The sequence below is a fragment of the Anatilimnocola aggregata genome (genome assembly GCF_007747655.1).
In the GTDB taxonomy this organism is placed as follows: domain Bacteria; phylum Planctomycetota; class Planctomycetia; order Pirellulales; family Pirellulaceae; genus Anatilimnocola; species Anatilimnocola aggregata.
Genome location: NZ_CP036274.1, coordinates 331,047 through 355,132 on the forward strand (window position 1 = coordinate 331,047; position 24,086 = coordinate 355,132).

The 24,086-nt window shown below is 59.2% G+C and carries 20 protein-coding genes, 1 tRNA gene and 1 pseudogene; 9 read left to right on the forward strand and 13 right to left on the reverse strand.

Features of this window, described 5'->3' with window-relative positions:
- Window positions 1-2: 2 nt before the first annotated feature.
- Both ETAA8_RS01120 and ETAA8_RS01125 read right to left on the reverse strand, forming a co-directional pair.
- A complete protein-coding gene (locus tag ETAA8_RS01120) occupies window positions 3-809 on the reverse strand; it encodes a hypothetical protein (RefSeq protein ID WP_145083654.1) in 807 nt (268 codons plus the stop codon).
- Window positions 809-2,209, reverse strand: coding sequence for an MBL fold metallo-hydrolase RNA specificity domain-containing protein (locus ETAA8_RS01125; protein WP_145083657.1), 1,401 nt, complete (start codon window positions 2,207-2,209; stop codon window positions 809-811). The genes ETAA8_RS01120 and ETAA8_RS01125 overlap by 1 nt, the downstream gene beginning before the upstream one ends.
- Before the next feature lie 225 nt (window positions 2,210-2,434).
- Here ETAA8_RS01125 and ETAA8_RS01130 point away from each other — a divergent pair, with 225 nt between their 5' ends.
- From ETAA8_RS01130 to ETAA8_RS01140, 3 genes are all read left to right on the forward strand, one after another.
- The gene (locus ETAA8_RS01130; RefSeq protein WP_145083659.1) at window positions 2,435-2,839 is read left to right on the forward strand and encodes a BlaI/MecI/CopY family transcriptional regulator; all 405 of its coding nucleotides are present in this window, start codon (window positions 2,435-2,437) and stop codon (window positions 2,837-2,839) included.
- Between the two features lie 8 nt (window positions 2,840-2,847).
- Window positions 2,848-4,515, forward strand: coding sequence for a M56 family metallopeptidase (locus ETAA8_RS01135; RefSeq protein WP_145083662.1), 1,668 nt, complete (start codon window positions 2,848-2,850; stop codon window positions 4,513-4,515).
- 195 nt (window positions 4,516-4,710) lie between these two features.
- Entirely contained in the window at window positions 4,711-6,267 is a 1,557-nt protein-coding gene (locus ETAA8_RS01140) for a hypothetical protein (protein ID WP_145083665.1), read from the forward strand.
- A 118-nt stretch (window positions 6,268-6,385) separates the two neighbouring features.
- On the opposite strand, the gene ETAA8_RS01145 is transcribed toward ETAA8_RS01140, so the two are convergent.
- Window positions 6,386-7,411, reverse strand: a complete 1,026-nt coding sequence (locus ETAA8_RS01145) for a dihydrodipicolinate synthase family protein (protein ID WP_145083667.1) — start codon at window positions 7,409-7,411, stop codon at window positions 6,386-6,388.
- Between the two features lie 1,171 nt (window positions 7,412-8,582).
- Between ETAA8_RS01145 and ETAA8_RS35150 the strand changes: the two are divergent.
- Window positions 8,583-8,870 (forward strand): annotated as a pseudogene (locus ETAA8_RS35150) (glycosyltransferase family 39 protein); the annotation flags it as partial.
- 1,145 nt (window positions 8,871-10,015) lie between these two features.
- On the opposite strand, the gene ETAA8_RS35155 reads toward ETAA8_RS35150, so the two are convergent.
- Entirely contained in the window at window positions 10,016-10,441 is a 426-nt protein-coding gene (locus ETAA8_RS35155; RefSeq protein ID WP_145083672.1) for a VanZ family protein, read from the reverse strand.
- Between the two features lie 185 nt (window positions 10,442-10,626).
- On the opposite strand from ETAA8_RS35155, the gene ETAA8_RS01160 reads away from it, so the two are divergent.
- Window positions 10,627-11,598, forward strand: a complete 972-nt coding sequence (locus tag ETAA8_RS01160; RefSeq protein ID WP_145083675.1) for an NAD-dependent epimerase/dehydratase family protein — start codon at window positions 10,627-10,629, stop codon at window positions 11,596-11,598.
- A 16-nt stretch (window positions 11,599-11,614) separates the two neighbouring features.
- Here ETAA8_RS01160 and ETAA8_RS01165 read toward each other — a convergent pair whose 3' ends face one another.
- The 3 genes from ETAA8_RS01165 to ETAA8_RS01175 all read right to left on the reverse strand — a co-directional run bounded on the left by ETAA8_RS01165 (window position 11,615) and on the right by ETAA8_RS01175 (window position 14,132).
- Window positions 11,615-12,547, reverse strand: a complete 933-nt coding sequence (locus ETAA8_RS01165; RefSeq protein WP_145083678.1) for an alpha/beta hydrolase — start codon at window positions 12,545-12,547, stop codon at window positions 11,615-11,617.
- A gap of 244 nt (window positions 12,548-12,791) precedes the next feature.
- Window positions 12,792-13,556, reverse strand: coding sequence for a DUF6891 domain-containing protein (locus ETAA8_RS01170; protein ID WP_145083681.1), 765 nt, complete (start codon window positions 13,554-13,556; stop codon window positions 12,792-12,794).
- Between the two features lie 129 nt (window positions 13,557-13,685).
- Window positions 13,686-14,132: a hypothetical protein gene (locus tag ETAA8_RS01175; RefSeq protein ID WP_145083684.1), complete on the reverse strand. Its 447-nt coding sequence runs from the start codon at window positions 14,130-14,132 to the stop codon at window positions 13,686-13,688.
- A gap of 283 nt (window positions 14,133-14,415) precedes the next feature.
- On the opposite strand from ETAA8_RS01175, the gene ETAA8_RS01180 reads away from it, so the two are divergent.
- Window positions 14,416-15,825: a transposase gene (locus tag ETAA8_RS01180; RefSeq protein WP_145083689.1), complete on the forward strand. Its 1,410-nt coding sequence runs from the start codon at window positions 14,416-14,418 to the stop codon at window positions 15,823-15,825.
- A 344-nt stretch (window positions 15,826-16,169) separates the two neighbouring features.
- On the opposite strand, the gene ETAA8_RS01185 is transcribed toward ETAA8_RS01180, so the two are convergent.
- On the reverse strand, window positions 16,170-16,853 hold the full coding sequence (locus tag ETAA8_RS01185) for a DUF2314 domain-containing protein (protein WP_238397653.1): 684 nt from the start codon (window positions 16,851-16,853) through the stop codon (window positions 16,170-16,172).
- 542 nt (window positions 16,854-17,395) lie between these two features.
- Entirely contained in the window at window positions 17,396-18,649 is a 1,254-nt protein-coding gene (pepT, locus tag ETAA8_RS01190; RefSeq protein ID WP_145083692.1) for a peptidase T, read from the reverse strand.
- A gap of 175 nt (window positions 18,650-18,824) precedes the next feature.
- On the opposite strand from pepT, the gene ETAA8_RS01195 reads away from it, so the two are divergent.
- Window positions 18,825-18,908: transfer RNA gene (locus ETAA8_RS01195), tRNA-Leu, on the forward strand.
- An 84-nt stretch (window positions 18,909-18,992) separates the two neighbouring features.
- Here the strand turns inward: ETAA8_RS01195 and ETAA8_RS01200 are convergent.
- Together ETAA8_RS01200 and ETAA8_RS01205 are read right to left on the reverse strand one after the other, a co-directional pair.
- Complete coding sequence (locus ETAA8_RS01200) at window positions 18,993-20,348, reverse strand: glycosyltransferase family 4 protein (protein ID WP_145083696.1); 1,356 nt, start codon at window positions 20,346-20,348, stop codon at window positions 18,993-18,995.
- Window positions 20,345-20,971 carry a hypothetical protein gene (locus ETAA8_RS01205; protein ID WP_145083699.1) on the reverse strand — a complete coding sequence of 209 codons (627 nt, stop codon included), beginning with the start codon at window positions 20,969-20,971 and terminating at the stop codon, window positions 20,345-20,347. The genes ETAA8_RS01200 and ETAA8_RS01205 overlap by 4 nt, the downstream gene beginning before the upstream one ends.
- Before the next feature lie 319 nt (window positions 20,972-21,290).
- On the opposite strand from ETAA8_RS01205, the gene ETAA8_RS01210 reads away from it, so the two are divergent.
- Both ETAA8_RS01210 and ETAA8_RS01215 read left to right on the forward strand, forming a co-directional pair.
- The gene (locus tag ETAA8_RS01210; protein WP_145083702.1) at window positions 21,291-21,731 is read left to right on the forward strand and encodes a TraR/DksA family transcriptional regulator; all 441 of its coding nucleotides are present in this window, start codon (window positions 21,291-21,293) and stop codon (window positions 21,729-21,731) included.
- A gap of 142 nt (window positions 21,732-21,873) precedes the next feature.
- Window positions 21,874-22,314 (forward strand): RidA family protein, encoded by a 441-nt coding sequence (locus ETAA8_RS01215; RefSeq protein ID WP_145083705.1) that lies wholly within the window; start codon window positions 21,874-21,876, stop codon window positions 22,312-22,314.
- Between the two features lie 26 nt (window positions 22,315-22,340).
- Here the strand turns inward: ETAA8_RS01215 and ETAA8_RS01220 are convergent, their stop codons facing one another.
- Both ETAA8_RS01220 and dapB read right to left on the reverse strand, forming a co-directional pair.
- The gene (locus tag ETAA8_RS01220) at window positions 22,341-23,186 is read right to left on the reverse strand and encodes a triphosphoribosyl-dephospho-CoA synthase (RefSeq protein WP_202921488.1); all 846 of its coding nucleotides are present in this window, start codon (window positions 23,184-23,186) and stop codon (window positions 22,341-22,343) included.
- Between the two features lie 87 nt (window positions 23,187-23,273).
- Entirely contained in the window at window positions 23,274-24,068 is a 795-nt protein-coding gene (dapB, locus tag ETAA8_RS01225) for a 4-hydroxy-tetrahydrodipicolinate reductase (protein ID WP_145083711.1), read from the reverse strand.
- Window positions 24,069-24,086: the final 18 nt, after the last annotated feature.

Genomic DNA, 24,086 nt, shown 5'->3' on the forward strand with positions numbered 1-24,086 from the left:
CCCTAGATAACAAGCAAGGTAATTTTGAGGACCAGGCTGATGACCGTCAGCACCAGAGGAATGGCAACGCCCAGCCAATGCAAGGAATCGCGCTGCTTGCCTTTAAGCACGTCTTGCAGGGCAGCCATGATGAGGCAGATCGCCATGAGGCTCTGCAGAAAATTGGTGATGGAATAGGGAATCCAATGATTGGGGTCTTCCACCCACTGCGTGCTGGCGGCGATGTACCACATGTTCAGCACCAACACCCAAGCGTAGCGTTGCCACAAGCGCTCGCCGCGCGAATACCAAATGGCAAGCAGTGGTACCACGCTGCCGAGCAAGATCATCAGGATGTTGATCGCTGCCAGATTATCGCCGACGAAATTGCCCACCGGACCCTGATCGGTCTGGCTCAGCCGTTGACGTAACTCACTACGAAAACTGTAAAGGTCCAGCAATGCGTAGACATGGCGGCCAAGCCAACCGAAGCCTTGGATCAGCAAAATCCAGTGGCCAAAGAAGACCGGAAACGTCGGCGGTCCCACGCGCTTTCGCCAGATCGCCAACAGAATGGCGGCGACCAAGACGGTGCCGTACAGGGCATCGACGATATGAAACAGACCTTCGAACGACAGCAAGCCGAGCAGGTTGTGACGCAGCCTGGGCATGAGCGCAATCACGATCAGTGCCGCCACTCCGCACAGCTTCCAGTGCAGCGGCCCAATCTGCTCGCCCACAACGGGACTGTCATCTGCCGCGGGCACAGCAACATCATCGGGATCTTCGTCAAACGATCCGACTCCCGGCGACTCATACGGATTGTGCATCAAGGCAACTCCACCGCTTCGCGATAGTGCGGCACGTGGACGTTCAAGCGAAGCTGCTTTTCGGCATGGTCGGCAAAGGCGAGGGCCACATCTTCTTCGCCATGCGTGAAAAAGACCCGCTTGGGATTGGGGCTGAAGTGGGTCAGCCATTTGAGCAGGCCGGTGCGGTCGGCATGGCCCGAGAGGCCGTAGACCTGCGCGACTTGCGCTTCGACGCGGAACTGCTGGCCGTGAATCCGGACGAACTTGGCTCCTTTGACAATTTCGTGCCCGAGCGTCCCTTGCGATTGGTGACCGACGAACAGAATCGTGGCAGCGGGGCGACCGATGTTGTTCCGCAGATGATGTTTGATGCGCCCCGCGTTGCACATTCCCGCGCTGGACATAATGACGCAGGGCTCGTAACTTTCGTTGATCTTTTTCGAGTCCTCGGCCGTGCGGACCATCGTCAGCCCGGGGAAACGGAGCGGCGCATCGGAGCTGCCAATCAGCTGCTTCATTTCTTCGTCGTAGTATTCGCGATAGCGCTCGAAGACCGCCGTTACATCGACGGCCATCGGACTATCCATATAGACCTTCACCCGTGGAATCCGTTGGGCCCGCACGAGGCGAGCGAGGTGATACATCAGTTCTTGCGCACGCTCGAGCGCGAACGTGGGAATGACCACGTTGCCGCTGCGGCCAATAGTGGTGTTGATGACCTCGGCCAATTGCGTTTCGACATCGCCGGCGTCCGGATGGTTCCGGTCGCCGTAGGTCGTTTCCATCACTACATAATCGGCTTTCACGAGCAGCGAGGGGTCGCGAATGATCGGTTTGTTCCATTGGCCGATATCGCCCGAGAAGACCAGCCGTTTCATTCTGCCCGCTTCGGTCACTTCCAGTTCGATCATCGCCGAGCCGAGGATGTGCCCCGCATCGTGAAAGATCGCCTTCACGTTCGGCAGCACTTGCACGGGCTGGTTGTAATGCACCTCGCGAAACAGCGGCAGGCAACGATCGACGTCTTCGTCCCGATACAACGGTGCCGGCTCATGCGCGCCGCGGCGATTCTCGCGCGCGTGCCGCTTCTGTTTGTACTCGGCATCTTCGGTTTGAATTTTGGCTGAATCGCGGAGCATGATCTCGACGAGTGCCGACGTGGGGCGCGTGCAGTGAATGGGCCCGGTGAAGCCTTCTTTCACGAACCGCGGAATCAGCCCGCTGTGGTCGATGTGCACGTGCGTCAGCAACATCGCATCGATCTTAGCTGCGGGAATCGGGCAGGGGTCCCAGTTCCGATTTTGAAACTGCCGCTCTTGAAACAGGCCACAGTCGATGAGCAATTCGCGCCCGTCGGTTTCCAGGCAATAGCGGCTGCCGGTCACTTGCCGGTTGGCACCCAAAAAATGCAATTTCATACGAACTCGATCAAGCAAAGTTCCAGGGGAGAGACCCAGGCGATTAGACACGCGCTGCAACCCGTGGGATAGGTTGCCGCCGGTGAAAGCTCCGCGCGTGGCTTAGGCTTCCAGCCTGAGAAAAGAAGACCAAATGCTGACAGGCAGGATGCCTATCCCACGAGCCGACTTTTCTCTACGGCAAAAACAGTTGACACCTACGGCGAAACCAGTAGAATGCGTCGCATGGCTAGACCAAAGGAAGAACATCCGACCGCCGGCGAGCTGGAAGTGCTTAAGGTGCTGTGGCAACGCGGCCCGAGTACCGTGCGTGACGTGCTGGAAGTACTGAACGAGTCGCGACCGCGGGCTTATACGTCGGTGATGAGCTTGATGAATGTCATGGCTGACAAGGGGCAACTTGTTCGCCGCGAACAGGGCCGGGCGTTTCTTTACGAGCCGGCTTTCGAGCGTGAAGAGACGCTGGGTGGTATGGTGGCTGATCTGCTGGGCAGGGCCTTCGAAGGTTCCGCCAGTCAGTTGGTCGCCCATCTGCTCGACCAAACCCGCCCCAACTCGGGCGAGCTCGATGAGATTCGTAAAGCGATTCAACAATACAAACAGGCCAAGCCAGACAAGTCTGACAAGTAGAGGCGCGTATGACTGCCATCGACCTGCTGACTCATCCCTTCGCGCAGCGATTGACCTGGACGCTGGCGCACTTTCTGTGGCAAGGCGCGCTGATCGCGGCCCTGCTGGTGGCAATCGTCGAAGCTTTTCGCATTCGCAACTTGAACACGCGTTATGCATTGTCGCTGGCAGCGCTCGTTGCCATGCTGCTCGCCGTGCCCGCTACCTGGCTGCTATTGGGCGAAATGCCGGTGGTAGAAATCGCTCCGTTGGCGATCCGGACGAACACGAGTGGAGTTGTGGCCACAGCCTTTGCTCAAAACTCGGCCGCCGCAACGAACGCACCGGCCTACCTGATTTGGTGCCAACGACTGCAGCCCGTTTTATTCACCGTGTGGCTGGCGGGCTGCTTGCTCTTGAATTTGCGCCTCGTGGTCAGTTGGCTGGCGATGCACGCGCTGTTGCGTTCGCGCCTGCGGTTGCCGCGGGAAGTTACCGCGAATTTGGCGCGACTCGGCTGGCGCTTGAAGACTTCCATCCCGCACGTTGTTTACGCCAGCGAGCGCGTCACCGAAGCCCTCGCTGTCGGCTTCTTTCGCCCGGTGGTATTGCTCCCCGCAGCCTGGCTGCTCGAGCTGCCGCCGAATCTGCTGGAGGCCGTCGTGGCCCATGAGTTGGCCCATCTGCGGCGGTGCGACCTGTGGGTGAACTTGCTGCAGCGTTTGGCTGAGGCAGTTCTCTTTTATCATCCGGCCGTGTGGTGGCTCTCGTCGCGCTTGCGGCGCGAGCGCGAACTGTGTTGCGATCAACTGGCTGTCGCCGCGACTGGCGAACGGCTGGATTATGCCGAAGCATTGGAATTGACAGCCCGCTGGGCGATGGTCGACGGGCGACCGGCGCTGGCAGCAGGTTTTTTCGGAGAAGGCCAAATGAATCTGCTCCATCGTGTCCGCTGTGTGCTGGGAATTTCCAGCGAACGTCCTGCCTCGTTGTGGCCAGCTGGCCTGGTGCTGGGCGGGCTCTCCCTGGCCCTGCTCGCCGCCATCTATGGCGCCAGCGGCTCCGCTGCTGTTGCGCAGGAAGGTGCCAAGCCGGCCGAAGTCAAGCGCGAAGGGGATGCCCCACGTCGCGAAGGTGAAGTGCGTCGTGAAGGTGACCGCCCGCGCGAAGGTGAAGTCCGCCGCGATGGTGATCGTCCTCGACCAGAAGGTACGCGGGACGGTGATCGTCCTCGCCCAGAAGGTGCTCGCGAAGGTGATCGCCCACGACCGGAAGGTGCTCGCGAAGGAGACCGTCCCCGCCCTGAAGGTGCGCGGGAAGGGGATCGTCGTCCAGCCAATCCTGCATCGCCTGGCGAGCAAAACGAGATGATGCAAATCATCCGTCAACTCCGCGCTGAAGTGACCGAACTGCGGGCCGAAGTGGCTCGCCTCCGAGGTGGCCGTGGTCCTGATGTCCGTCGCCCGGGTAGCGAAGGTGACATTCGGATCGAACCACGTCGCGATGGCGACCGTCCGCGCGTGGAAGGTGAACGCCGCGACGGCGATCGTCCGCGTCCGGAAGGAAGTCGCCCAGACGCCCCGCGTCCTGAAGGAACGCGTCCACCAGCAACTCGCGAAGGTGGCGATCGTCCCAAGGTGGAAGGGGAACGACGTGAAGGTGCAGATCGTCCGAAGACCGAAGGGGAACGTCGCTAGTGAACCGTGTGGTACGCCGGGTTACCCCGTGCGAACCACCTGAACGAATGTTGATAAAACTCAACCGGCGGCCAGTCTCAACCTCTCCGAGATTGGCCGCATTTTTGCGCGCTCATGTTTTCGGCACACTCGCGCCGCGGGCTGCGCTATAATCGAACGTTGGCAGGGGCGCTGTCTTGGCAGAATGGGCGTGGCATGTTTGAACAGAATTATCACCGGAGCTTTCGTACGCTGGCCCTATTCGCCCTGGCACTCTGCAGTCTGGGCTGGCTGGCCAGTTGCGGCCCAATGCCAGCTCCTGCGGTGAAGAAGAAACCAGCCCCAAAAAAGGTCGCGCAAAAGCCCGCTGCGAAGCCAGCCCAAGCTTCTCCGAAGACCGCCAATAACAACGCGAACGATGAGCCACCCAGCCGCCCCTTTCTGCCGCAAGTTCCCGAGAGCGACGCCCCGATCAAGCCGCGGAAAGCGGGCACGCTATCGGACCTGGTGAAACGCGGCGAAGCCACTCAAAACGACTTGCCCGAACTCGATGACGGTAAGATTGCCGCGGCAGGCATCCGCAAACTGACCGGCAAGCATTTGATTCTCTACACCGACGTTCCGGCGACGGTGGAAGAAGTGCAAAAGCTGCCGCAGATCTTCGATTTGGCCGTGCCCGAACTCTGCAAGTACTTTGGAGTCGATCCCTCCAAGCTCGAGCAGTGGAAACTGGTGGGCTGCTTGATCGAAGACAAGCCGCGATTTCAAGGCTGCGGGCTGTACAACGGCGACGTCCCCGATTTTCCCAACGGTTTTCATAAGGGTTCGCAGTTCTGGCTTTATAACCAGCCTAGCGACTATTACCGCCGGCACTTGATGATTCACGAAGGGGTGCATGCCTTCATGAGTCATTGGCTGGGGGGCGCGGGGCCACCGTGGTACTCGGAGGGAATGGCCGAACTGCTGGGGACGCATGAGTGGGACGGCCAGCAGTTGAAGTTGGGCTTCAACCCGCCCGACAAAACGCAGGTGCCGTATTGGGGGCGCGTGAAGATTGTTCGCGACGAATACGCAGCCCAGCGCGGCATGACCCTGCTCGATATTTTTCGCTACGATGGGCAGGCCCATCTCAAAAACGAAGCTTACGGCTGGTGTTGGGCGGCGACTTCGTTTCTCAATCAACACCCGCAAACGCGCGAAGCGTTTCTCGCCTTAAAGACCGACACCCAGGACCGCTCGATTGAATTCTCGCGCCGGCTGCACGAGAAACTGAAACCGCAGTGGCCCGAGATTGCCGAAGATTGGCAGCTGTACGTGATGCAACTCGAATATGGCTACGATGTGGCCCGCGCGGCCACCGTGCGCAAGGAATCGGTTCCCCTGCCGGCAGCTGGTGCCACGGTGAATGTGGCCGCCGATCGCGCCTGGCAATCGACAGGATTCGAAGTGACCGCCGGCAAGACGTACGAGATTTCGGCGAGCGGGCGCTATCAACTGGCGCGCGAGCCGAAGCCTTGGATGGCCGAACCCAACGGCATTACCATCGAGTATCACCAGGGTCAGCCCCTCGGCATCTTGCTCGCCGCGGTCACCAGCCCCGCGGCCGCCGTGAACGCCATCTCGCCGCTTGCCACGCCCGACATCATTGGCACCAGCGGCCGCCTCACACCCCGCCACAACGGCACGCTCTATCTCAGTTTGAACGACAGCCCTTCCAAACTGGCCGACAACAGCGGCGCATGCACCGTGCAGATTCGGGAAGTAATGCCGTAGCCCTGTGTGAGCAATACACGTGTAGCCGCGAAAATCGCAGTGAAACTCGCTGGATCAGGCGTGATTTCGTACCGGTCGACAATCGGCGGTGCCTTCGAATACGTGGGGAACTCGCAGCCTACGCAATGCCGCGCTTGCGCAGTTCGCCGACGACGTTTTGCACAATGCGGGCGACGTGATCGGCATCGACGGTGGGAGGAACTTTGCAGCCAGCTGCGGGCTCTTTGGTGAAGCCTTCGGCGGCGAGCAGGCACTGAAGCTGATCGCTGAGTTGGCGAAGTTGATCGACTTGCACGGCCGATTTTGGTTGGCGACTGGGGCCGGGTTCGATGCCGCGGAGCTTAAGTGCCGCGCGAAAGCCGTCGGGGAATTCGGCCGAGTAGAGCATCGTGTCGAAGAGCGGCAGCAGGCGATACTGCAGATCGCGAGCTTCGTCGATCTTGCCGGCCATCGTCAGTTCGTACAGCTTCTTGGTGATCTCGGGGGCCACACCACTGGTGGCGTTAGTGCCGCCATCGCAACCGATCAGCAGCATCGGCATCAGCGCGGCATCCCAGCCCGTCATAAAGCCGAAATCGGGGCGCAGTTTGCGCACCGCAGCAATCATCCGCATCATGTGCGGCAAGTCGCCCGAGCTGTCTTTAATGGCGATCACGCGCGGGCATTCTTCGGCCAGGCGCTGCACCGTCGGCACATCGATGGGCGAAGCGAACATCGGAATGTTGTAGAGCGTGATATCGATCGGGCTGTTGTCAGCGATCTCTTTGAAATAGGCATACACGCCGGCCGGCGACAGCTTGTAGTAGAAAGGCGAAACAATCGCCACTGCGCGGCAGCCCAGCGTGTGATAATACTCGCAAGCCTTGATCGTTTCGCGGGCGTTGGCTTCGGCGGCACCTGCCAGAATTGGCACACGGCCGCGCGTCTGGTCGGCCATGATCTCGATGATTCGCCGCCGCTCTTCGACGGTGAAGCGGGTGAATTCGCCGGTGCTGCCGTTGGGATAGAGCCCATGCACGCCGTGGTCGATGAGCCAATCGACATACCGCCGCAACTCGGGCTCGTTGATCTCGGCGTCGCTGGTGAGCGGCACGATGTTCGGGGTGAAGATGCCGCGCAGGCGGTTTTCGGCGGTGGCTGCCATGTTGTTGATGCGTGGTGGTCGCGAGGAGGGAATAAGTCGGAATGGAAACGCGGAATCAGGTGGGTTGCGCGCAAGGCGTCCGCTACAACGTAATTCGGCTCAAACTTTCCGCAAGTTTCCGCCGCAACAAGCTGTGCGGTATGTTTCGATTATCCGGCCTAGCCGCTACAAAAGCATAGCCCCCCAGTTTACTGAGCCGGAAGCGTCAGCGCCCGGAGATTTCACCGCAGCAGGGGTCGATACTCTCCGGGCTCTGACGCTTCCGGCTCACAGACGACCAAACCAAAGAAGGATTCGGTGAATGCCGAAACCGCGACAACCCAAACGGCGGACCCTCAGCGACCAACCGGGCGCAACAGCCCCGCTCGACGGCGAAGATTTGATCCAACGCATCGGCCTGCGCTGGTCGGCCTTGGCGGCAGCCATTGCCACCGCACTATTCTTTTGGCTTTGGCAGTTTCTCGATTACTCACTGGTGCGCAGCGAAGTGCTGATGCTGGTCTTCAGCCCCGAAATCTGGATCGGGGAGTGGTTCGGCAGCAACGATCCCTCGGCAACGGTCTCGCTGTTGGATCGGGGGCCAATTCTGCTCACGGCATTGCTCATCGTCGTCGCCAGCCTCGGCCCCGGTTCGCTACTGGTCACACTGCTGACAAAGAAAGGCTCGCTCGACAAACTCGAACACATCACGCTCTCAATCGGCGCTGGGCTGAATCTGGCGTCGCTCTACGTCCTGGCGGTTGGCCTGATCCCCGGCTCGCTTCACCAGCCATGGTGGATCTGGCTGGGAGTTCTCTTCGGACTGCTCACTTTACCGGCCATGATTTATCAGTTGATTCGCCCCGGCGAAGCTCCGCCAGCGACTGGTGAAGACGATCAACCGCCGGCAGCAAAAGCTGCATGGTCCGAGCGCTCTGCGGGCTGGATCATTGGCCTGCTGAGCTTGCCTTATTTGTTCGGTGGCATGTTGCCTCCGTGGGACTTCGATGTGCGCGAGTATCACCTGCAAGCGCCCAAGGAATGGTTGCAGCGCGGGCAGATCGATTTTCTGCCGCACAACATTTATGCCAACATGCCGCTGGGTGCTGAAGTGCAGGCCATCACCGCGACGACCATTCTCGGCGGGGGTGATGGTGCCTGGTGGCTCGGCGGACTGACCGCCAAAACGTTGATGTCACTATTCGCGCCACTGACGGCCGTGTTGCTCTGGTGCATCGGTCGCCGTAGTCAGTTGCCGAAGGTCGGACTTGTTGCGGCAGTCTGCTATCTTTCGCTGCCGTGGGTCGCGCACGTTTCGCTCAGCGGCTTGAACGATGCCGCGCTTGGTTATTATTTGCTGGCAACCTGGTGGGTCTGGCACAAGAGTGAAACCGGCGATTGGCGGGCACTGATACTTTCTGGCTTCTTTGCCGGCGCAGCTTCGGCAATCAAATATCCCGCGCTGATTTTTGTCGTGCTGCCGCTGTTTGTCGAAACCTTGATGCGCAAACTCGGACTCCGCGGTACAAACCGAACGAGCACGTTCCGGCTCAATCGGTTTGGTCATGCGGCGATGGGGCTGCTGTTGCTGCTGATTGGTCTGTTTGCCGGCGGTTCGCTCTGGTATGTGAAAAACAAAGTGCAAACCGGCAATCCGTTTTATCCGCTCCTCGCGAAGTCGTTGGGGGGAGAAACGCGCACGCCAGAAAAAGACGCGCGCTGGGTCAAAGCGCACGCAGTCCCGCAGGATGAGCAAGGCCGGCGTTTTACGCTGGCGCAGCTTTATGGCGGGCTCAGTCAATTCATGTTTCGCGGAGCCAATGCGAGTCCGCTTTTGCTGCCGCTGTTGCTGCTGGGCTGCTGGTCGATTGTGAGGCAGTGGCTATGGCACGCTCCGGAGCAAGGTCCCTCGCTTCGTTTCCCCTTGCTGGCGATTGGTGTGTTCTCGTTTGCGCTCGCTGCCTGGTTCTTGGTGACCCATCGGCTCGAGCGATTCTTGGTCCCTACGTTGCCCCTCGCTGCACTCCTGGCGGGATATGGCTATGCCTATGCGAAGGAGCAAGCTGGCCCGCTGATCGCGCGGAGTTTTCTGTTCGTCGGTTTGGTGTACAGCCTGATATTCACCTTGGGCACATGGGGTGTTGCCGACCCGCGCTGGTTCGTCGCGCTGCAACATTTGCGCAGCGACCCGTTACACACGGACGAGCGAAATCCGCAACCACAGCGGCTTTCGCCGGCCGAGCGCTGGATCAACGATTACGTCGCCATCGATGAAGGAGTGCTCCTTGTCGGCGGTGCGCGCGTTTGGGATTTGCCCGGTCAGCCGCAGCGGACGAACATCTTTTACAACACGTGTTTCGACGATTGCCTGTTCACCAATTGGACGGCAGATAAACAGCCCGAGGAACAACGGGCTGCGTTTGAAGAACGGGGCGTCCGCTATGTGAGCGTCGATTGGAGCGAACTGCGGCGCTATCTGAGTCCGGGCAACTATGGCTACGACCCGCGCTTTTCGGCAAAGCAGATCGACAAGTTAGTGGCCGACCGCGTGCTGAAAGAAGAAGTTCGCCTCGGCCCCGACACTCAGTGGAAGGACAAAAAGCGACCGCGACCACCGCAGCAAATCTATCGCGTCTTAACATCGGCCGAGGCCACGGCCGCCGCTGCAGCAGCCCGCGCGGGCCAAAAGGCCGCCACTAAAAACATCAAACCGACTCCCACCGCAGCGCCCCCCACATCGGCTAACCAATCGAAGAAATCGGGATAGCGATAGGGAACAAATCCCTGCGTGATTTCATCGATGGCACCATAGGCGGCAATGGCGATGAAGACCCAGATGTAGCCCAACGTATCGTGCGGCCGCCAAGCGCCATAGGCTGAACAAAGTAACACGGCCAGACCAAAGAACGCGCTGCCGTGCTGCAACTTATCGAGCGAACCCACGGGTCCGGGAAATGACAGCGGCACGTGCGTCAGCGTGAAGATCAGTGCCCAATAGGCAGCGGCCATCACCGACAGAAGAAGCAGCCGCGTTTTGAAAGCTAAGGGCACTCGAACAACTCGTTAGTTTTGCGTGGCTAAGGGCGGGGGGCGAGCAACTCAGCCTGGCCGGCGCACCAGCGAAGGTAATGCGCCAGCGTCGATTGCCAGCACTTCGATTCCCGCACCAGCGGCATCCATCCAGTATATCATTGAGTCGACGGTTCGCTTTTTGAAGAACAGGCACAGGGCAGGTTATGACGGTTCTCGTGACGGGTGGGGCAGGTTTCATCGGCAGTCACCTTTGCCGCGCGCTGGCTGCTGCCGGTTACGAACGAATTGTCGCGCTCGACAACTTCAATTCTTATTACGACCCTCCATTGAAGCGAGCCAGCGCCGCCGAGTTAGCGGTTCTTCCCCAGGTTAAAATTATCGAAGCCGATTTCTGCGATGCCCCGGCGATGGCCCGGCTGTTCGCGACCGAACGGTTCCGCCACGTGATTCATCTGGGCGGTTCGCCCGGCGTGCCCTATAGCGTGCGCCAGCCAGCCGAGGTGTTGCACAACAACGTGCAAGGCACGCTCTCGCTGCTCGAAGCGGCCCGGGCGAATCCGGTCGAGCGGTTTCTCTTCAGCAGTTCGTCGACCGTGTATGGTCAGGGAGTCGCCGCGCCGTTCGTCGAGGATGCGCCCCTGGGCGTTCCAGCGAGTCCTTACGGCGTGAGCAAGCGGGCTGCGGAACTTCTCGGGCTGAATTATTTCCGCCTGCACCAGGTGCCGTTCGTTGCGCTGCGCTTGTTCAATGTTTATGGCCCGCGGTTGCGACCGGAGTTATCGCTGGCTACGTTCGCCCGCAAAATACTCGCGGGCGAACCGCTTCCCCTCTTTGGCGATGGGAGTGTGCTCCGCGATTTCACGCACGTTAGCGATATTTGCCGCGGCATTCTCAGTGCGCTCACCGCGCCGCACGTCGCCGGCGAATGCCTCAACCTGGGGCACGACCAACCGATTGCGATGCGACACCTCATCAACCTCATCGAGCAGGCTGCTGGCCGCCGCGCACAAATCGAATACCTGCCCCCGCGCGGCGAAGACCTGCCGCTCACGCATGCCGATCTCACCAAGTCGCGCCGCCTGCTCGGCTACTCGCCCCGCGTCGCAATCGCCGAGGGCGTTCACGAATACATCTCGTGGCTGCAAACTCTTCCCCGTAGCTCCGTCACTCCGTGACGGAGAAATCCCCGCCCTATTTTTTCTTCAACCATTCCAGCAACAACTCGGGCCACTTAGCAGGAGCAAAGCCGTTCTTTACTCGCTGGGGAATCAAGTTGCCGACGCCGTGAGCACCTTCATCGAAGACGGCAAAATGGACCGGGACTTTGAGCCTGGTGAGGTCGGCTTCAATTTCGCGAGGAAGTTCGATCGGAGCACCGCCACCGTTGATGCCGTCGTTAGTGGCATGCACCAAAAAGACCGGTGGAGAGTCAGCACGGAACGTGAACGGCGATTCCTTTTGCCGCCAATGCCACGTGGCCAGACCGACTGCAAAATCGGGCCGACAACTGATTCGTTCAATCGGATCGGCTGATTCGGGATCGCCGGCGTCGAAGTTGGCAGCTGCATTCATCGCCAGGTTGGCACCTGCTGAGTAACCGGCGATGCCGATCTGCTGGGGATCGAGCCCCCACTCTTTCGCCCGCGAGCGGACGAGTCTGATTGCCCGCTGAGCATCGAGCAACGTCAACTGTTGAATCCCGGCATTGTCGACCTTGTGCGGCGGCCGCAGACGGTACTTCAGCCCGATGATTGCGACCCCTTTGGGCACAAACACATCGGCTGCATAAACAACGTGCGTCCGCCAATCGAGCCCGCCGTACCCGCCCCCCGCACAAACAACAATCGCTTGCCCCGTCCGCTTCTCTGCTGGCGGCAAATAGACGCTGATGGTTGGCACCGTTACCAACTTGATTCGCCCATGATCGTCCACTTCCTCAGCTGGACCATCCTTCAAAAACTTCGGCGGCTCTCCCTCCCACAGCCGAATCGGCTCCGGCGTTCCCGCGCCCAAGATCTTCTTCAGCAGCGCTTCGCTGGCAGGGCGTGAGGCCGTGGGCGCATCTTGAGCATTTGCCATAACGCCGCAAAGCATCAGCATGAGGCAGCCACAGGTTCGGTGCATGGTCTGATCCGCCAAAGAGGAAGGTAAAATCAAAATTCAATTTGTTGTAGAGTACCACTGGCGTGGCCAGTGCCCAGTCTGCGTGGGTGAGTGGATGGATCGCTGAAAGTGAGAGATTTTACCTTTTGCCAACGCGTTGCCCTGTGCGAAAAGGCGAGATGTCAAGTTTCGGCTGCACATCGATCTTTGTGTCGCAAGTCAGCACTGGCAAAACCAGTGGCACCCGACGATGGTTCCCGTGACACTACTGCAGCATCGCTCGACGCTGCCAATTGAGAGAGATACCTATTTTCTTCGAGAAACTTCCGTCCCAATTCGATTTGAAACCATGCTTGCGGAGGCAATCGCAAACTTCCCTGGCGATGTCGAGAGCATTCGCTTCGTAGACATCCGGCGCAACGCTAGATTCCTCTTGCGATAGCCAACCATACCCGAGGTAGACAGAAATATTAGTGTCTTCCGCGAGCATGTCGGCCATATTCTGATCGATAAAAAAGGTGTAACCACACACCTTATTCCGGAAACCGGGATATCGCCGTTCTAGCTCATGAATCCGATCAGGAAGTTCGCCACCCGTACAAGTGTCGCAGCAAGGCGATGCTTGCCACAGAAGAATGCCGCGATCTCGCAAGGCCGCTTCGACCTGATCGAGGCGGTCGCAATCTGTCTCGGGCGGCCATGTAGCCTGTGCCGCCGCATGTGCGGCTTCAGCCTTCTTTAGTTCGTCTGACGCGAAGCGAACAAACGACTCCCATTCATCCTCTGGACACTCGTCCTCAATATAGACCTCACGGCAGGACTGGATGATGTCATCGTGGCCAGATTTTGACAAACGAACCTCGCCTACAACGCAATTCTGAAGAGTCTCACGGAGGTCACTTCGTGCTGTGTCGTTCCAGCTGGATTTTTCGGTCATGGTTTTCGGAGGTGATGGTGTTTGCGATGTCGGCAATTCTTGACTACTGCAACCAGCAATCAGGAAAACCACAGTGATGGGAAGCCACTTCATGACGATCTTCATTGCTCGCCGAACGTTTCCGTTCACCGGGCGGCGGTGAATGATTTTGATTTTCCAATTGAACGTTGCCTGTGCTCCGGTGCAACGGATTGTTCTGATGGAGGGTTGTTTTGATTACACCTAGTTTCGATTTGGCCTGCCTTCAAAATATCGCTTTAGCTCGACGATCTTCCGAAGAAATTCCGATTTTGATTCAGCGGTGATCGTGCCACGTTCTGCGACGTCGAATGAGACCGCGAAATCGTCAAGACTTGAGGTTCCGAATGCGGCGGCGAGATACGCGTCTAGAAACTGAACAAGTTGATCAACTGTCATTGAGGACGTATTAAAGTCGGCAAACAATCCTGCATCCCACAAACCAGCGTCTGCTTTCTCGTTGTGTGGGAAGTTCCGTTCTGCAATTAGGTCAGTTGGAGATTGGCAAAACGGATAGGACAGATTGATCTGTTCCGGAAGTAGCTGCGCCCATTTGCTGTCGTCGGAGTGATGGGTCAACGTGATCATCGCATCAGGCTCACCCTCGGCAGCGGCTCTGACTGCAGTGATGAGGTCGTGAAGCGATGGCATCTGCGCAGTTCTCGACAGAACTAGTTATTCTCTTGTGCAGCAATAGCGATAGCGTAAGCCTGTGCTTCTTGCCGGTCAATGTTCGAAGCCGTTGCGGCAGAGCGGTTTCGCTCCCGTTGGCGGCTTGATAATCGTTCGGGCAATCTTTGCGCCGGGTGCCACTCAACGCCGTGAACCCTTTTTGGCGAGAGTGAAAAAGTCTTGATGCGATTGAGGTTAGTGGCGATGCTTTCGTTTCTCACCGCGAAAGGATCGTTCACCGCTCACCCGAAAGGATTCGGGAATGTCGCATCAAGACCCTAGTCGAAGTCAGCAAGGTCGAAGTCAGGTTGTCGTTGCCGAGTTCCAAGCGGATCAGCTCAAGCAGTCACTGGAGCGATTGCTCGGCGAGGGGGACTGGGGTGCGATTCGGTTTCGTGACGACTGCACGTGGGGCCCACGGCAATTGGCGGCCACGGCGTTGCTCTGGGCTTGGTCGGATGAACTCACGCTGGGGGACCGCTTCTTTGCTGCCCGCAGATTAGCTCAATTTCTGTTTGCGCCGCAACAGGAGTTTGCCAGTTCGGTGCAAGCCTTCATGAAGTTGCTGCTGCGTTGGACGGTGCTGCTGGTCGGCGTATTGCAGGTGACGTTTCGACGGCAGATGCAGCGTGCATTACCCACCCTTTGGCGAGTTCATGGCCTGGTCCTCTTCGGCATTGATGGCAGCCGAGTCGACGTGCCGCGAAGCAAGTCACACGAGGCGGCACATGCTCCGGTTCGCGATGGTAAGGGACGAAAACTCAAACGCAATCGTCGCCAGAAACCGCGCACCGCGATTCACTCGCGCAAGGCAAGCGTCCCGCAAATGTGGTTGACCCTGCTGTTTCACGTCGGCACAGGACTGCCTTGGTCGTGGCGAATCGGTCCGACCGGCAGTAGCGAGCGCGAGCATTGGTTGGCGATGCTCGACGAACTTCCGAGCAATGCCCTGATCACCGCCGATGCTGGCTTCGTGGGTTACGATTGTCTGCGCGCCGTTGTTAACAGTGGTCGCCATTTCCTGGTGCGAGTCGGTTCGAATGTGCGTCTGCTGTACAAGCTGGGCTTCTCCCGCGAAGTCGTTGGCACGGTGTATCTCTGGCCCGATCGTGCTGCCCGTCGCAGTCAGCCGCCGCTCGTGTTACGCCTCGTCGTGGCCACTGGTGGAAAGTATCCGGTCTACTTGCTCACCAGCGTCGGAGAAGAAGAATTATCGCGCGGACAAGTCCTCGACGTTTACCGTCGTCGCTGGGGCGTGGAACTCTTCTTTCGCCACTTGAAGCAAACGTATCAGCGCCGCAAACTTCGCAGCACCAATGCCGCGCATGCGCGTTTGGAGTTGGAGTGGTCGCTGCTGGGACTATGGAGCATGGCGCTCGATGCTCAGGTCCAAGCGACGCGCGTACAACTAGATCCTACTCAACTCAGCCTAGCGGGCGTCTGGCGCACGTATCGGCGGCTGATGCGCGACTATCGACATCCGCTGGCTCGGCAACAATCGCTCCCCCACCAACTCCCTCAAGCAGTGCGCGACACCTACGAGCGAGCCAACAAATCCAGCCGCAACTATCCTCGCAAAAAACGTCCCGACCCGCCCGCTGGCTCTCCCGAGTTCCTACTCGCTACCAAGTCCCAAATCCATCGCGCCCGCTACCTCACGACCGCTGCCTAAAAAGGGTTCACGGCGTTGGGTGCCACTGGCTCAGCCAGAGCCTGGTCTGTGCGGGCGAGTGGATGGATCGCTGAAAGTGGGAGATTGTACCTTTTGCCAACGCGTTGCCCTGTGCGAAAAGGCGAGATGTCAAGTTTCGGCCGCACATCGATCTTTGTGTCGCAAGTCAGCACTGGCAAAGCCAGTGGCACCCGGCGTGTAGCAGATGACGGCGGCTCCCGCGATCTTTGACGGCACCGGACTCACGAGTTGCTCCTGCCGACTAACGACCGCAATCACCCGGCCGCGACGAGAGATTGTCCACTTGAAAACGCCCGACTTCGCGGCTCGGGTGCATTGCTTGGTTATGCGTATTCTGTGACACCGATATGACGATCAAAGTCTAGCTTTTCGGCGTCAGACATACGAGCACGATTGTACCGCAAGGAGAAACCACCAGTGAGGCGGCCGTTCTCGTTGACCATCCAGTCCATCAATTCTTCGAGTATCACGACGTGTCGAATGCCGGTTGTGTAGTTCGGAAGAGTGTCCGGAACTTCGAACAGTTCTGCAGTGAAGTTGTCGCCTTCAGTAGCGGTGTTGTTGAGCCACATGAATGCGCTGTTATCGCCATCCACAAGTTTTGTCTTGATGAGAGCGTCGGGCCGTGGCGTACCGTCCGATGGAAGCATTGCGCGAAACCGCTCGATCGATTCTTGGGCGTCCAAAATTGTTTGCTGATATGCCGGGTCACCTGATCGGACATGGTCGAAGCGTGGACCGGGATCAATGTCCGGTTTGCGGCCCATGTCGCGGCGAGCCATTTGCCAATCATGCCAGCAGTTTTCCGGATCGATGTCACGGTATCCGCGGCTATCGTCCATTTTGCGGGCATCATCGGCTTCCATCATGATGCAGGCCCCGCTGTCGCGAATCGCGTGAACTTCGTCCCGTGTCAAAGGCGTGCCTTTCTTGTCTTCCGCGTGGACAAGAAGAACCACAAGCGCTGGCATGAAGACGGGCACAAGATCGTCGGTGTCAGAATTCACGCTAATTCTCTACGCATAACTAGTTATTCTCTTGCGCAGCAAAAGTGGTAGCGTAAGCCGGTGCTTCTTGCCGGTCAATGTTCGAAGCTGCTGCAGCAGAGCGGTTTCGCTCCAGTTGAAGGTTTGATGATTGACCGGGCAATCAGTCCAACGAGCGTTCAGTCTCAACTGGTCAACCGCGCTTGCGCGGGTGAACTGCGAAGTTGCCGGAGCAGCAGTTCAGCGGCCGCAAGCGGCTCGGTTAACCGCGCTTGGGTCGCGTCCGAAAAACCTCCCGACCCCCGACATCGTGCTGGCGTGAACGCAACCCAAATAGAGCCGAGGGTATCGACGTAAGTTGCGAATAGTTCTTTCGGGTGGTGTTCAAGAATTGGCTTACTGAGGAGTTGTTTCCCTCGGGAAATGCGCTGGTTGACCACCCGAAAGAATGGCCGATAGTTGGACAAGTTGGTGGAGATTTCAATGGCTCGCGCGAAGTTACGTCGCGAGCGGGGTTGGTTGGCCTGCACTAAAATCGCTCGGTTCAGATTTGCGCGAGGAAGTTACTTCCGTTCGGCCCACACTTGCACGAGCTCGCTGCAGACTTCGGTGGCGGCGACCATTTCTTCGAGGCAGGTCCATTCGAGGGGCGAGTGTGGGTTGTGTTCGCCGGTCGAGAGGTTGGGGGTGGGAAGGCCGCGCTCGGTTAGCTGCGAGCCGTCGGTGCCGCCGCGAATGATGGTCAGCTTGGCTTCGCGGCCGAGGCGGGTGTGAGCTAGGTCGGCATAAGCGGCCGCGCGGGGCTCCTTGGCAAGGCCATCGCCCAGGTTGCGATATTGCTTCTTGATGTGGACGTTCACCTTGCAGCCCGGATGTTCTTGCTCGACTTCGCTGGCCAACTTCTGCAGCAGTTCGGCCTTGGTGGTGAGGCCGGCAGTATCGAAGTCGCGCAGCAGGACTTTCAAACTGGCTTCGGCTACACCGCCGGTCAGATCATAGGGATGCAGGAAGCCTTCACGGCCAGCAGTCGTTTCGGGCGAATGACCGGCGCGGGGCAAACGATCGAGAAACGTGCCGACCGCGCGGAGGGCGTTGACCATGCGACCCTTGCCAATCGACGGATGAATGTTGATGCCAGTCACGCGGACGGTAGCCAGGTCGGCGGAGAATGTTTCGACGTCGATTTCGTTGGCTCCGCTCCCATCGAGCGTGTAGCAGACGGTGGCATTCAGTTTGTGCAGGTCGACGTGGTCGATGCCGTGGCCGATTTCTTCGTCGCAGGTGAACAGAATTCGGACCGGGCCATGCTCCAATTCGGGCTGCTCGAGCAAGTGCTGGGCCATCTCCATGATGACGGCGATTCCCGACTTATCGTCGGCACCAAGGAGCGTGGTGCCGTCGGTGGTAACGAGGGTCTTCCCCTTCAGGTGCTCGAGTTCCGGATTCTCCTTGAGCGTGATCACGCGGGTTTGATCAGCGGGGAGGCGAATGTCGCCACCGGCGTACTTACGAATGACCTGCGGGCGGACATTCTTGCCTGTCGTCTCGGGAGAGGTATCGACGTGGGCGTTGAAGGCGACGACGGGCGCGGCGACGGTCCCCGCAGCATCGAGCGTGCTCGGGACGGTCGCATAGACGAGCCCTTCGGTGGTGAACTCAACGTCGGCGAGTCCCATTTCCTTGAGTTCGATCGAGAGCATTCGCCCCAGCACCAACTGGCCGGGCGAACTGGGATAGGTGCCGCCTGGCTCACCGGCGGTGGTATCGAGTTGCACATACCGGAGAAACCGCTGCAGCAGGCGTTCGGGCTGGATCATGGGGAGGCTCGTGGGTTTAGCAGGTTGTGGGAATTGAAAAGCATCATAGCCGCGCCGGGCGACCAGGTGACAAGGTGAGAGGGGGCAGGAATTTGGCCCCCCAAGCCGCGTGATAGCTACATTCGGCACTTCCCTTGACGCCCGAGCGGGATAACTTAGACTAGAACTTCGGCACGCGGTCGTGGCGGAATTGGCAGACGCACCAGCTTGAGGGGCTGGCGCCAGCAATGGCGTGGAGGTTCAAACCCTCTCGACCGCACTTTAAGAAGCCCGTAGTTCTGCTGCGGGCTCTTTTTATGCGCGTGGGGTTTTTTCCGTGGGATAGGCTTCCAGCCTGTCGAGATTACGGCGAAGTGCATGACAGGCAAGATGCCTGTCCCACGGGCGGGGCCACGCGCTCAAGGATCTCGAGCAGCACTTCGGCGGCGACGCGGTTGGTCCGCCGCTCGAGCACGGCGATTTGTCCCCGTTCGCGCAACTGCTGGTGCAGTTCGGGATTGGTCAGCATTTCGTGCAAGCGCTCGGCCAGATGATGGGCGTCTTCGGGGCGGTGCAACAGTCCGCCGCCCAGCTCCGTTAGCATTTCGGGAAATGCCCCATGCGCGGGCTGAACGACGGGCACACCAGCGGCCAGCGCTTCGAGCACGAAGAGCCCTTTGGGTTCCTGATAGGTCGTGGGGACCGAGAGGACGTCAATCGAACGGAGTAGATGCAGCTTGCCGGCCCGGTCGACTTCTCCCAGGTATTCGTACTCGTCACGCAGACCCACTTTATCGAACTGCTGAAAAATAGAATGCGCGTAGTCGTGATTCTGCGCTCCCATCCAGCCGGCAATTTTCAGCTGGGCGTTTTCGGTCCCTGGCATCTTCCGCAACCGGAGCCACGCTTCGGCCAGGATGTGCAGCCCTTTCTCAGGTGCCAGACGGGCGAGATAGCCGACGGTAGGCGGTCGAGACGTTGTTCCCGCAGTCGTGGGATCAACGGTCACGTCCGGCACGAGATCGCTGCCATGCACACCGAGCGGCAGGAGGTAAATCTTAGCGCGATCGATGCCCAGGAATTCGCTCATGGCATCGGCGTAGTACCTGCTGTGGGCGAGAAACCCATCGACGTGGTCGCTCAGGCGGCGAATCTCGGCCAGTGCCTGCTGGAGATCGGCGGGCTTCAATTCGCGGAGAAAGATATCGTCTCCTTGCAGCAGCACGAGGACTTTGGCAGGGAGGCGGCGTTTGAGTTCCGGCACACAGCCCGCGGTGAGGATGTTGCTGAAGATGACAATCTCGGGCTGGGCTTCGCCAGCCAGCCAATCGACCAGGCGATGGACTTCTTTGCTTTGAAAACCCTGTTCGCCCCGCAACATCGAGACGGCGAGCCCGCCCAGTTTTTGATAGTCGAGCTTGCCGCCGAACCGCGTCGCGAGGTCGATGATCCAGGGGCGGTCGATCCAGCGATCGAGCCAGCTTGGCAACCAGCGAAAGAGGGATGTCTGCTGCTGCAGATAGACATTGATCCCGCCGAAGAAGACCTGGTCGAGACTCACATCCTGGTCGTCGGTGCGGATCGGCGTATAGAGCGGGACCAGTTGCACATCGTGACCGAGGGCCAACAGCTCGCGAGCCACGGCGTTGTCGTTGAGGCAACTGCCGCAGAACATGCCGGCCGCCCCCGACGTCAGATAGGCGATTTTCCGCAGCGTCATGCTTCGCACTCCGCATTGCCGGACGGCAAAGGCTCTTTGCCGGTAGTAGTCCGTTGAAACTTCTGGCTGGTTGCCAGGTCTCGCCACTGCTTCCAAACAAACAGAACCAGCAGCGGCAGCATGGCGGTGACGACCACGATCCCGACAGGTCGAGTGGGCCCAGATTCAAACACAATGGCCCCGTTGAAGGCAATAAAAAACAGAAACAAGTAAACCGCTGCTACAACCCAACCTGGCCGGCGAATGGCCAGCCAAAGGCAGGCGACGTCGGCGACCCACAGCAGCAAGAAGATATAGCTGAAGTAAATGCCGTCGCCGAAGGCCACACCCAACATCCGTTTGGTTTCGGCCGCCGTATGTTCCCAGGCGTGCGTGTGGCTCCAGTGATGCGTGAACTGAAACGCGCACACGACATGGGCAATGAATAATAGGCAGCCTGCCGTCCAAATCCAGCGCAGCCAGCGAAAGGCCCGGTTGCGATTCGCAGTGAACTTAGCCCGCGGTTCTGCTGTCTGGTCAATGCTCGCACAACGGGCAAGACCTAGCAGGTTTCCTGCCAAATAGGCAGCAAAACAGGCCAGCGCCAGGCGGATTGTCCACTGGGTAAGAAGCGAACCGAGCATTGCAAAACCAGCGTGCCGGTTGAGTTGGGGAGGGCAGAAAGGCGAGTGATGGCTCGCATTCTACCCTGACGCCGTTGCCACGACGAACGGTTTTGTGACGAGAAACGAGCTGTTTTTGGTGACCACGGCGCTTAACCGCAATCGGGGGGTTTGTCCATAGCCGGGCGAACCGACGGCGCTAACATATCGTAGTTGCTGATGACGGCAGCGATGGTCCGGAGGATTCGGCACCTGAAATGCAAGGAGGTAGAAGACTGGAGCAACCTTTTAGGTGCAGGCAGTCGAGGGCGATGAGCCTGTACCAGGGAGAAGAGATAAGATGAAACGCAGTGACTTTGTTCGAATGATGCAGCAACGATTGACTCAGCGTCGACAGGAACTGCGCCGGTACCTGGCTGGCGAAGTCAACGAACTGCGTGATAGCGTGCAATCGGGCGTGGGCGATGAGATCGACGTGAGCGTCGATAGCGAACACGCGGCCATGCGTTCGCAATTGGCCGACTTCGAAAGCCGCGAACTGAAGCAGATCGATGCCGCGCTCGAGCGCGTCGAAATCGGCCGCTACGGCAAGTGCGACACGTGCGATAGTTCGATCGGCACCGAACGCCTGCGGGCAGTTCCTTACGTGGCCGATTGCATCGAGTGCGCACGCAAGGCCGAACGGGTTTCGAATCGCAGCCGCGGCAGCGCGTGGGATCGGTACGGTATGCCGACGGATGAAGAATCGCGACCGAAGGCGAATTACATGAGCGAGATGTAAGCTCGTCAGGTCGCGTCCACATCAAAAACTAGAGGCACCGGCGGTGAGTATTCATCGCCGGTTTTTTTGCGCGCTCGGCGAGCATACAATGGCGGCCTTCATTCGGATCATCCAACCTCACTTTTCACTCGCGAGCATCGCCATGACTCCCACCGAAAAAGCACAATCCGTCGGCATCACCTTTGTTGAACAGCCCGCCGGTTATCTGAACATGTGCGTAAAGACCGGTAACTTGCTGATTACGTCCGGCCACGTCAGCGATACCAAGGGCGTGCTCGGCACGGGACTGACGATTGACGAAGGGTACAAAGCGGCCCGCGAGTGCGCGGTGAAGATCCTCCGCTCGGTGCATCAGGCCCATGGCACACTCAACGGCCTCAAGGTGCTCAAGGTGCTGGGCTGTGTCTATTCGGCCCCCAGCTTTACCGAGCAACATTTGGTCATCAATGGCTGTTCTGACCTGTTCCACGAAATCTTCGGCAAGACCACCGACGGCTTTCATGCCCGCTCGGCCCTCGGCTTCGCCGCGCTCCCCACCGGTGCCGCAGTGGAAGTGGAAGCGATTTTTGAGATCAAGTCGTAAAAGACCGACCTGTCAGAAAATCAAATTTACCGATACGGCGGCTTGAGCAAGCCCTCGCGCAGGCCGGCGAAGAGGGCGGCGGCGAGTAGGTCGGCAGTGGTGCCGGGATTGCGCTCGTGGCCATCGCTGCGGAGCCAGAAGTCGAGATCGGCCAGGGCTTCGTGATAGTGGTCGTCGCCGGGTTGGCCAGCGTTGAGGACTTGGGCCGCATAAGCGCACGTGCGGGCGGCGATTTCGGGGCCGCACTTGCGGACGATGAGACTATCGGGATGTTCGCTGAGCAGCCGGACATGCTCGCGAATCAGATTGTCTTGCAGCGACCAGCCGTACTCTTGCCCACGGAGCAAGCTAGGGAGGATCTCGCCCAGGACTAACTCGAAATTCGTCGCATATTGCTTGGCGACCAGGTCACGCTCGGCTGCCAGGTGCATCGCCGCGAGCAAGTTTTCCGGCGCTGGGCCGGCGAGGTCCATTTCCTTTGTTTCGCCCAAGCCGCCGGGCTGGGCGAGGCGAATCGCCTCGTAGACAAGTTCACTGTCGCGCGGCGTGAGGCTTTGCAGAATGGCTGAGATGCCACTGACTAAGGGCTCACCGGCTGGAACCGCAGCCAGCGGCGCGATGAGCAGGACCATGCCCAAATTGGTGTTTGTCGGCACCAGCGTGCGCGTGGCTGTAATCGCTTGCAGCACTGCCGCGCCGACGCCAACCTCGCGAGCCCGCTGCATGGCTGGGCCAATCGCCACAGCGCTCACCACAAAATCGGCAAACGTCAACTCGTCGAAATCCGCCCCCCGGTGCACATTGCCCACCTTGGGAGCCGTCGCTTCCAGCAGGCAGGCGAGGGTAGCGCATTGGCTGAGAGACAGGGGCACGTTTTGAGTTCTAAGTTCTGAGTTTTGAGACCGGAAGGACTCCGACATACTTTCCTCGTGTCTCTGAACTCAAAACTCTAAGGTTTCTTACAGTCCCAACACGTCGTACATGTTGTACATGCCGGGCTTTTGCTGGGCAGCAAACTTGGCGGCCTGCAGCGCGCCGAGAGCGTAGCAATCGCGGTTCGAAGCTTTGACGTTGATCTCCAGCGTTTCGCCGAGCAGGCCGAAGATGATGGTGTGCTCGCCCGGGTTGTCGCCGGTGCGCACCGCGTGATAACCGATTTCGTTGAGTGGTCGCTTGCCGACGGCGCCATCGCGGCCGTGGCGATGCTCGGTCTGTCCCATCGTGGCGGCGACAATCTCGCCGAACTTAAGAGCCGTCCCGCTGGGCGAGTCTTCCTTGAAGCGGTGATGCCGCTCGATGATTTCGACATCGACGCCGCTGCTAGTGTTCTTCAGTACCATGCCGGCGGTAGCGACGAGTTTCATGGCCAGATTTACTGTAGTGCTCATGCTCGGCGACCAGACGATAGGAATTTCGTTCGACGCGGCATTCAGCCGGGCTTTGATGTCGTTCGCCAGTCCGGTCGTCGCCATCACCAGCGGAACCTTGCGGCTAAGGCAGGCATCGATGATGTTGCTCGCCCCTTCGGGGACCGAGAAGTCGATCACAGCCTGCACGTCGCCGTGCAAGGAGCCAGTCAGAGGAACGCCCAGCGCATTCACGCCGGCGAGCAAACCCGCGTCTTTACCCATCTCAGGATGCTGGGGATACTCCACCGCGGCGACGATTCTTAGTTCGGGATCGACGCTGCCGAGCGCGACGAGCCTGCGTCCCATGCGACCTGCGGCACCGTGAATGGCAATGTTGGTAATCATTGGAAGAGAGGGGCTAGG

Coding starts and splice junctions, on each gene's coding strand:
- ETAA8_RS01140 (WP_145083665.1), top strand. CDS start 4,711: ATGTTTGAACAGAATTATCACCGGAGCTTTCGTACGCTGGCCCTATTC.
- ETAA8_RS01135 (WP_145083662.1), top strand. CDS start 2,848: ATGACTGCCATCGACCTGCTGACTCATCCCTTCGCGCAGCGATTGACC.
- ETAA8_RS01130 (WP_145083659.1), top strand. CDS start 2,435: ATGGCTAGACCAAAGGAAGAACATCCGACCGCCGGCGAGCTGGAAGTG.
- ETAA8_RS01160 (WP_145083675.1), top strand. CDS start 10,627: ATGACGGTTCTCGTGACGGGTGGGGCAGGTTTCATCGGCAGTCACCTT.
- ETAA8_RS01210 (WP_145083702.1), top strand. CDS start 21,291: ATGAAACGCAGTGACTTTGTTCGAATGATGCAGCAACGATTGACTCAG.
- ETAA8_RS01205 (WP_145083699.1), bottom strand. CDS start 20,971: ATGCTCGGTTCGCTTCTTACCCAGTGGACAATCCGCCTGGCGCTGGCC.
- dapB (WP_145083711.1), bottom strand. CDS start 24,068: ATGATTACCAACATTGCCATTCACGGTGCCGCAGGTCGCATGGGACGC.
- ETAA8_RS01200 (WP_145083696.1), bottom strand. CDS start 20,348: ATGACGCTGCGGAAAATCGCCTATCTGACGTCGGGGGCGGCCGGCATG.
- ETAA8_RS01125 (WP_145083657.1), bottom strand. CDS start 2,209: ATGAAATTGCATTTTTTGGGTGCCAACCGGCAAGTGACCGGCAGCCGC.
- ETAA8_RS01145 (WP_145083667.1), bottom strand. CDS start 7,411: ATGGCAGCCACCGCCGAAAACCGCCTGCGCGGCATCTTCACCCCGAAC.
- ETAA8_RS01175 (WP_145083684.1), bottom strand. CDS start 14,132: ATGCCATCGCTTCACGACCTCATCACTGCAGTCAGAGCCGCTGCCGAG.
- ETAA8_RS01170 (WP_145083681.1), bottom strand. CDS start 13,556: ATGAAGTGGCTTCCCATCACTGTGGTTTTCCTGATTGCTGGTTGCAGT.
- ETAA8_RS01165 (WP_145083678.1), bottom strand. CDS start 12,547: ATGCACCGAACCTGTGGCTGCCTCATGCTGATGCTTTGCGGCGTTATG.
- ETAA8_RS01120 (WP_145083654.1), bottom strand. CDS start 809: ATGCACAATCCGTATGAGTCGCCGGGAGTCGGATCGTTTGACGAAGAT.
- pepT (WP_145083692.1), bottom strand. CDS start 18,649: ATGATCCAGCCCGAACGCCTGCTGCAGCGGTTTCTCCGGTATGTGCAA.
- ETAA8_RS01215 (WP_145083705.1), top strand. CDS start 21,874: ATGACTCCCACCGAAAAAGCACAATCCGTCGGCATCACCTTTGTTGAA.
- ETAA8_RS01180 (WP_145083689.1), top strand. CDS start 14,416: ATGTCGCATCAAGACCCTAGTCGAAGTCAGCAAGGTCGAAGTCAGGTT.